Origin of the sequence: Palleronia sp., assembly GCF_042089775.1 — a bacterium.
In the GTDB taxonomy this organism is placed as follows: domain Bacteria; phylum Pseudomonadota; class Alphaproteobacteria; order Rhodobacterales; family Rhodobacteraceae; genus Palleronia.
Window position 1 is genome coordinate 1 of the sequence record NZ_JBELKF010000141.1, and the last position, 5,482, is coordinate 5,482.

A 5,482-nucleotide genomic window follows, 5' to 3' on the forward strand; every position below is an offset into this window, starting at 1 on the left:
GTCGCGCGGGACCGCGCGTTCGATCAGGCGGATCGGCGTCCAATCGAGCTCTCCGTATCGGCCGTTGAGGCGCCCGACAAGGCTTTCGAGTTCCCGCGCGATGGCTTGATACGCGGCGACGCTTTCGCGCGAGGGCGGCGTGATCTGGATCAGGGTGCCGCGCGGGGAATCAGGGCCACGTTTGTCGAGCCAGTTGCCGAAACCGCGAATGCGGTGAGGGATGCCTTTGGAATAGTCCAGCCGATCCACGCCGAGAATGAGTCTGGCGTCGGCACGGATGTGGACCGGGTCGTGCGTGAGCGGCTTCTCGGCTACGGCCGTGAAAGCCTTGCCGTCGATGCCGATCGGGAACGAGCGGACCTGGAAGACGCGGTCGTGGAACTTCACGCGACCGTCGAACAGCATCTCACCGGAATGCTGGGCACGATAGCTATCGAGGCACCGCGCCACGTCCGCCTCGGTCTGCAATCCCACGAGATCGAAGGCGGCGAGCCAGTAGTAGAAGTCGTCCCGCTCGGGCAGGGCCTCGATGTCGGGAAGGGTCGGGAACGGGATGTGCAGGAACAGACCGATCTTTGCCGAGACACCGAGCTTGCGCAGTTCCAATGCGATCGGCAGGAAATGGTAGTCGTGCACCCAGATGACGTCCTCGGGCTCGACGGTCTGCGCGAGCATGCGCGCGACGCGGGCATTTACCGCAGTGTAGCTTTCGGCGTACTGGCGATCGAGCGCGATGAGATCTGTCCGGTGATGGCACAGCGGCCAAAGAACCGAGTTGGCGTAGCCGAGGTAGAACCCGGCATGTTCGGCTTCGGTCAGATCGAAGACGGCCTTTTCGTACCCTTTCCCGTCTTTGAGGGGCTGGAAGGTTTCGGACGGCGTCTCGGCAAACTCGTCGGCCGATCCGATCCAGAGACCGCCGCGTTCCGCCAGCAATTCGTGTATCGCGACGACCAGTCCCCCTGACGGCGGGCCGCTAGTCGGTATGCGGTTGGACAGAACGATCAAGCGACCCGTCATGAATGGTTCTCCGATTTTTCGACCGAGGTTCGCAACCGCACGTGCCCCCTTTAACGTTGGGCGGCGGGTGCGCGGGCTGCGTCCGCCTTCTCTGGTGGGATAAGACGACGACCGAACATGCCGTTCCGTGGAAACCCGGAACATTTGTCTTTCCGGGACGCAGCATCCTTCCGGCCCGACCCGCGATAGCATCGCTGAACTTCCTCCGCCGCTGGTCGTTGGGCCGGAAAACAGGAGTATGTTCATGGCAACTTGGGAGATCGCCCGAAACCCCGGCCCCGTCATCGCGACGGCCGTTCATGCAGGCCACCGTATGCGCCCGGAGCTGCTGGACCGAGTCGCGCTGACCGACGACGAGCGCCGCCGCGAAGAGGACCCGCTGACCGACATTCTGGCTGGCGTCGGCGACCAGACCTTCCGCGCCCGCACCTCGCGGTTCGAGATCGATCTGAACCGCCCCGTGAACGAGGCCGTCTACCTGGATTCCTCCGACGCCTGGGGGCTGACGATCTGGGACGAGAAGCCCACGGACGAGATGGTGGCGCAGTCGCTGGAAACGCGGGCTGCCTTCTATGACATGATGCGCGGCTGGATAGAGGAGAGCATCGCCCAGCACGGCCGCGTGCTGCTTCTGGACGTGCATTCCTTCAACCATCGCAGGGACGGACCGGATGCGGATCCCGCACCGGCTTCGGACAATCCAGACATCGACCTCGGGCTTACTACGGCTGACGAGGACAGGTTCGGCGGCGTCGTCGACGCGTTCTGGTCGGGCCTCGAAGGCGAGGCGGCGGGGCGCGAGATCGACATCCGGCGCAACGTGCGCTTCGTCGATGGCGGGCATTGGCCGGAGTGGGTCTTCGCGGAATATGGCGAGTCCGTCTGCACCATTACGCTGGAATACAAGAAATTCTTCATGGATGAATGGACGAACCGGGCCGACATCGCGATGCTCGAGGACCTGCGGACCAACCTGTCGCGGGCAACCGAAGCGGCGCGCCGGGCGCTTTGACCATGACGCTTGATCCTATTGCGCGACAAGCCGACGACACGTTCTTCGACATCGAGACAAGGATCGACTGGCTGGCCGCATTGTCGCCGACCGGCAATCACGAACGCTGGGAAAAGTTCGTGCAATCGGGCTTCCGCCGCGCGCCGCCGCTGACCTACCCGCCCCACGAGGCCGATTTCGACGCGTTGCGCGAGCAGCTGTTGAAGCCGGACCTCGACCATGTCGAGCATCCGCTGATCGAGCTCTTGCTGCGCGAAAAGCGCAGCGAGTTGCAGCGCCAGATCGACCTTGTGGCCCTGCGCGAGCAGGACGGCTTCGTGCATGCCAGCATCGCGCTGTTCGGATCGCCCGACCCGGTGCTGATGGGTCACGCCAAGTCGATCCTCGACACCGTCCCGTTGGAGGACGAGATTGCGAACCCCGTCGGAGCCGCCGACATTGCCAAGGCCGCGCTCGCGGCGCGCACGGCCTACCGCAAGGCCGATCCCAGCTTCGATTTCGGGATGCTGATCGAGGCCGACATCAACTCGGCCCTGATGGTCAATCACGGTGACCTGTGGATTGACTCGGATACCCTGGTCGCCGAGGCCCGCGTGGCGGCGCTGATCGCCCACGAGGTCGGAACCCACGTCGTCACCCGCCATAACGGGCGCCGGCAGCCGCTCCGCCAGCTCGAGACGGGCTTGCCCGATTACGATGAATTGCAGGAGGGGCTGGCGACGCTTGCGGAATGGCTTGTCGGTTCGCTTCCGCCTCAGCGGCTCCGGGTGCTGGCGGCTCGTGTCATCGCGGCCGACATGGCCATAAATGGCGAGACGCTGGAGCAGATCTTCGGCTGCCTGCATGACGAACACTCCATCCCGCCCCACACCGCATTCGACACGGCGGTTAGGGCAAAGCGTGGCGGCGGTTTGACCAAGGACGCGGTCTACCTTTCGGGGTTGGTCGACCTGCTGGCCTGGCTGTCGCAAGGCAACGACATCGAATCCCTTTTCGCCGGCAAGTTTGCCCTGTCGCAATTCAAGACCATCACCGAACTGACCGAAGAGGGCGTGCTTCTGCCCCCGGCGGTCCTGCCGCTCCACCTCACCGGCGAGGGATGTGCAGGCCGCCTCGAGACGGCCCGCACGACGCCCATAACCGAGCTTTATTCCAGGGAAACGCCATGAAACTGGTCTTCGTCATCAACGACATCGCGACCGAAAAGGACAACTACACCACCATCCGGCTGACCCGGCGGGCAACGGCGATGGGGCACGACGTCTCGCTCGTGTCGCTGGTCGACCTAACCTATGAGGCGGATGGTTCGATCACGGGGGCGGGGGTCCTGCCGTCACGGTCGGACTATAAGGACGACACCGCAACGCTCGCCGATCTGCAGCGCGAGGATGCGCGCCGCGAGACGATCTGCCTCAGCGAGGCGGACGTGGTGATGCTGCGTGCCGACCCTGCGGACGAGATGCTGACCCGGCCTTGGGCGCATGGCTCTTCGCTGCTGTTCGCACAGCTCGCGGCGCGGCAGGGGGTGATCGTGCTGAACGATCCCTTCCGCCTGACGGATGCATCGAACAAGACCTATTTCCAGCATTACCCAAGCTCGATCCGGCCCCGGACGCTCATCTCGCGCGACGAGGCTGTCATCACCAGGTTCATCGAAGATCAGGGCGGCAATGGCGTGATCAAGCCGTTGCAAGGGTCGGGCGGGCACGGTGTCTTCGTCATCACCGAAGGCGTCGGCTCGAACATCAACCAGATGATCGAGGCCACTCTGCGCGACGGATACGCCATCGTTCAGGAGTACCTTCCCAAGGCGGCCGAGGGCGACCTGCGCCTCATCACGCTGAACGGTCGGCCGCTCAAGGTCGACGGCGTCTACGCCTGCATCCGGCGCTACAACGACAGCGGCGACGCGCGCTCGAACATCTCGGCGGGTGGCAAGGTCGAGGTCGTCGAGCCGGACGAGGCGGCTCTGCGTGTGGCCGAGGTCGCGGCGCCGAAGCTCATCCGCGACGGCATGTACCTGGCGGGACTCGACATCGTCGGTGACAAGATGATGGAGATCAACGTCGATACACCCGGCGGCATTTGCATGATTGAGGACCTTACGGAAAAGGACTTTTCGGGCGCGATCATCAGGGATCTCGAGCACAAGGTCCGCGTACAGGCCGCCTATGGCGGGACGCTGGGTCATCACGACGTGGCCATCGTCTGACCACCGCTGCACCGGCGTCGGCCCCGTCACTGCTGCTTGGCCGTCTTTCGGAGCAGGACGACCTTGCCTCATGTGCTGAGCGGTTGAGATCATATCTCCAGTAATTCCGCAGAGCGAGTCCAGATGTGGATGCCATAGCCTCGCGGTGCCGGCTGCGACCGCGACGCTGACGATGCGCAGACTCCATGAAACACATGGCAAGTGCTGCGGAGGAGGTCGCGACGCACCTTACGTCATGGTCCGGTTCCACGGTCTATGCTCCAGACACCTTAGATTTTAAGCCAGACCGGGACCGTCCTTGCGAGAGCGGTCGCTGACCGGAAGACCTTCGGGTACCGATCGTGAACTGGGTGGCGGCGCGGCCAGTTCTTCGGGCGTTCGAACATGATCTCGATCCTGCTGCGGCGCTTGTAACGGCATTTGCGGTATCGGGCAAGCCCGGTGCGCGACTTCCGCCCCGCGATGCGGGGGGCATGTCCTTGTGCAAAAGGCCTTTGTGGAGCCAGGTCGCATCGTCTTCGCAATTGCCCGGTAGCCAGTTGGCCGGTGGCAAGCTACCAATCAAGGCTCTGGCCCCGCGTTATGGTCGCTGACCCACTGCCCGGCAGGCGGTGCTTACATCGCTGAGAGGAGGGCCGGCCTTGATGAGATCGAGGAACCAAAGTTGGTCCAGTGACTCTCGAAAGGCGGATCGGGGTTCCGATGCTGTCGGTGACGGCCTGGAGCCTCCTGTCCATCCCACCTTCCGTCGTCCGATCAGCCTGCCACGTCCCCTCTTCTTTTTTCTACCGCAGGCTGGAGGCCGTACGGGACGGGTCGCATCCGCTGCCAGGCAGTCGATTGCGCAGCAAACAATGAGAGGGATCGTGATCGCCTTCCGCTCCGTGCCCTCGGCCGCCAAGCCTTCCATGATCCTGACAAACACACATCGTTCGCAGCTGCGCTTCTCACCTCCGCCGCTTCCGCCGGTTGTACAGCGTCTTCGGCGAGCCATACTCGCTGGGGGCAGCGCACCAGCGCAGCTCATGGCGGTTGATGAAGATTATGCCACTCAGGACCCGTCTGTCATCGATACGTGGTCGGACATAGCTCTTCAGAAGATACGAATGCGGTCGCGACATCCGCGTTTCGCTCACCCAACAGGTTGCTCATGCGAGCGGTTCTCTTGCGGGAGCCTGAACAAGCTAGGCTCTGGACTCATAACCAGAAGATGACGGTAGCGGCGAGGGCGATGGCCG

General features: G+C 63.6%; 4 protein-coding genes and 1 pseudogene. 3 read left to right on the forward strand and 2 right to left on the reverse strand.

Annotated features, from left to right (window positions below):
• Positions 1-1,020 (reverse strand): trehalose-6-phosphate synthase (locus ACFDS3_RS18580; protein WP_375263836.1); only part of this gene is annotated, 1,020 nt, incomplete at its 3' end.
• A 244-nt stretch (positions 1,021-1,264) separates the two neighbouring features.
• Here ACFDS3_RS18580 and ACFDS3_RS18585 point away from each other — a divergent pair.
• The 3 genes from ACFDS3_RS18585 to ACFDS3_RS18595 are packed head-to-tail and all read left to right on the forward strand — an operon-like array spanning position 1,265 to position 4,244.
• Positions 1,265-2,032, forward strand: a complete 768-nt coding sequence (locus tag ACFDS3_RS18585) for an N-formylglutamate amidohydrolase (RefSeq protein WP_375263837.1) — start codon at positions 1,265-1,267, stop codon at positions 2,030-2,032.
• 2 nt (positions 2,033-2,034) lie between these two features.
• On the forward strand, positions 2,035-3,201 hold the full coding sequence (locus ACFDS3_RS18590; RefSeq protein WP_375263838.1) for a tyrosine/phenylalanine carboxypeptidase domain-containing protein: 1,167 nt from the start codon (positions 2,035-2,037) through the stop codon (positions 3,199-3,201).
• Complete coding sequence (locus tag ACFDS3_RS18595; RefSeq protein ID WP_375263839.1) at positions 3,198-4,244, forward strand: hypothetical protein; 1,047 nt, start codon at positions 3,198-3,200, stop codon at positions 4,242-4,244. The genes ACFDS3_RS18590 and ACFDS3_RS18595 overlap by 4 nt, the downstream gene beginning before the upstream one ends.
• Positions 4,245-4,513: 269 nt before the next feature.
• Here ACFDS3_RS18595 and ACFDS3_RS18600 read toward each other — a convergent pair.
• Positions 4,514-5,365: pseudogene (locus ACFDS3_RS18600) on the reverse strand (IS5/IS1182 family transposase).
• Between the last annotated feature and the right edge of the window lie 117 nt (positions 5,366-5,482).

What these genes read in the sequence shown, in the direction of transcription:
- ACFDS3_RS18585 (WP_375263837.1), top strand. Translation starts at nt 1,265, where the DNA reads ATGGCAACTTGGGAGATCGCCCGAAACCCCGGCCCCGTCATCGCGACG.
- ACFDS3_RS18590 (WP_375263838.1), top strand. Translation starts at nt 2,035, where the DNA reads ATGACGCTTGATCCTATTGCGCGACAAGCCGACGACACGTTCTTCGAC.
- ACFDS3_RS18595 (WP_375263839.1), top strand. Translation starts at nt 3,198, where the DNA reads ATGAAACTGGTCTTCGTCATCAACGACATCGCGACCGAAAAGGACAAC.